This window comes from Azospirillum sp. B4 (genome assembly GCF_000333275.1).
Lineage (GTDB): Bacteria > Pseudomonadota > Alphaproteobacteria > Azospirillales > Azospirillaceae > Nitrospirillum.
On record NZ_BACU01000126.1, the window covers coordinates 1 to 2500 of the forward strand.

A 2500-nucleotide genomic window follows, 5' to 3' on the forward strand; every position below is an offset into this window, starting at 1 on the left:
CAGCATTTTCATGATAAAGCCTCCCCTTTCGGACTTCGTCTCGCGCGAAGTTCCGTGAAAATCATTGGAGCGTGGTGGATGCTGCTGCCCTTTAGGGCGACAGGATCTCGAGCGATTTTCCGGTTGTTTCCGGCGCGCGCAGCCACACGATCAGACCTGTGAAGGCTGACATGGTGGCGAAAACCAGAAAGACGGGCGCCACGGAGCCTTGCGCGACGACCATGCCGATCACCCAAGGTCCCGCCATGGACCCGGCACGCAGCCAGGCGCTGCCCAGGCCAGCCCCCAGGGAGCGCAGCCGTGTCGGATACAGCTCGCCGGAGTAGAGGTAGAGGGAATAGGTGACGGTCTGGACGGCGGCGAAGGCGGGGGTGGCGAGGAACAGGACGGTCAGCGCGCTGCTCGCCCCTTCCAGATAGAGCGCCGCCAGCGGGATGACGGCGAAGGCCAGGGCACCGATATACCAGCGGCGGCGGCCGACCCGATCGATGAGCAGGGCACAGATGAAGGACGCCACCAGGGCGGCACCGGTGGTGATGAAGCCATAGCCGATGGCCTGACCGACCGGCATGTTGAAGACCGTCTTGTAAAGGGTCGGCAACCAGGTGACCAAGCCGTTGTTGATCATATAGGCGCCAAACCACATGACCCACAGCAGCAGCGTCCGCGGGCCGTAGAGCGGCCCGAAGAGTTCCTTTACCGAGCCCTGGGCTTTCGGAGCGACCGCCATCACGGGAACGGCAGGTTCCGGCAGAACCTTGCCGCTGCGGATCGCGCTCGCCTCAAGGCGGGCCACGATGGCTTCCGCTTGGACCAGCCGCCCCTTGCCGATCAACCAGCGCGGGCTTTCCGACAGGAAGAAGCGCAGGGGTATGACCAGGGCGACCGGCACCATCCCGACGATGAACATGGCCTTCCAGCCGGCTTCAGGAACCAGCACCAAGCCGATGGCACCGGCGGAGGTGAGGCCAACCAGGAACAGAAGTTCGTACAACAGGAAGAAGCGCCCCCGCTTCCTGGCGCCCGACAACTCGTTGACATACGCGCTGGCGACGGGAACTTCGCCACCTGTTCCTATCCCTTGGAGGAAGCGGAACAGCATGAGGGAGTGCGCGTCCCAGGCGAAGACGCAAGCGCAGCTCATGGCGGCGAAGATGGCGATGGCGATGGCCAGGACGGGCAGGCGTCCCAGGCGCTCGGCCAGCCATCCGAAGATGACCGCGCCGATCAGCTGGCCGAAATATCCGGATGAGATGATGGCGGCGGTGGCCGCCGGCGTCAGCGCCCATTCCTTCGACAGGATGGGCATGGCGTAAGCGATGGCGATCGTCGTGTAGCCATCGAAGAAAGTCGCCATGCCGACGCATCCGCGCGCCCACATGACGGGCTTGGTCACCGGCAGGCGCTCCAGCCGGGCGATGAGGCGTGCGCCTTCGGACATGGACGCGGCGCCCCGTCGCTTCGCGTCGTCCCTCACGATCATATCCATTTGACCCTCCCACTGGACGCACACCTTCCCGCCCGGCGTACCGGTGCGCGGCATGTCTTCTTGTCTTATACGGGTGGTCAAGGCACCCCAGGTACGCTGGGGTGCCTTGCAGTCGGAATTAGATGATGGAAGCGGCCTTCAGCGCCGCCTTGATCTCAGCCTCCGCCTCGGGCGACAGGTCCCGAAGAGGCGACCGGATCGTCGCATTCTCAAGGATGCCGCGCGCGACCAGCGCGATCTTCAGGGCCACCGTGCCCTCCATATGCGATCCGCGATGGTAAATGGCCTTGGTCACCGGCAGCAACTGATCATGAATCTTCCGGGCCTTCGGGTAGTCCTTGGCCTTCCCCGCGGCGATGAACTCCACCAGCAACTCGGGCGCCACGTTACCGTATCCGACCAACGCGCCGTCCACATCGAACATGGTGTGCAGCAGGTACTCATCGTGGCAGGTCAGGATCTGCAGATCCGGGAACTCGTTGCGCAGCACCGGGATTTCCGTGTCCCAGCGACGCATGTTGCGCACGCCGTTCTTGGTGGCCACCACGCCCGGCTGGGCGGCGATCTCCAACTGGGTCTTCAGATTGTAGCTGGCCTTGGTGACGTCAGGGTATTGGAACAGGATGCACTGCAGGCCCGACTCTTCGTGGATGGCCTTGTAGCGGTCCTGCGGCGCCCCGTCCTGGAAGCCGAAGCGCAGCCAGCCATGGGATGGATAGACCAGGGCGCCGATGGCGCCGGCGTCCGCGGCACGACGGGCTTCCTTCGCCGCCACTTCCGTGCCCTCGCCGGTAATGCCGGCGATGATGGGAACCTGTCCGCCGACCGCCTCCACCAGTGTTTCAATGAGCTTCACCTGCTCATCCTGGGTCAGGAAGGTGCCTTCACCAGCATGACCCAGACAAACCAGGCTCTTCACCCCAGTGATGGAGACCAACCATTTCGCCAGCGCGGCATTGGCTTCGTAGTCCACCTTGCCGTCCCTGGTGAAGGCCGTCACCGGGGCCGGGC

General features: G+C 64.2%; 2 protein-coding genes (1 of these 2 cut by a window edge). Both read right to left on the reverse strand.

All coding sequences use genetic code 11. The features are described 5' to 3' along the window. Positions 1–91: 91 nt before the first annotated feature. Positions 92–1489, reverse strand: coding sequence for an MFS transporter (locus I55_RS05905; RefSeq protein WP_252181035.1), 1398 nt, complete (start codon positions 1487–1489; stop codon positions 92–94). Between the two features lie 118 nt (positions 1490–1607). After that, on the reverse strand, positions 1608–2500 hold the 3' portion of the coding sequence (locus I55_RS05910; protein WP_199902475.1) for a dihydrodipicolinate synthase family protein. Its footprint extends 70 nt past the window's final position; 893 of the gene's 963 nt are visible here — the last part of the coding sequence; its start codon lies off the right edge, out of view; it ends in the stop codon at positions 1608–1610.

Excerpts from the sequence above, each read along its gene's own strand:
- I55_RS05905 (WP_252181035.1), bottom strand. The coding sequence starts at position 1,489 with ATGGATATGATCGTGAGGGACGACGCGAAGCGACGGGGCGCCGCGTCC.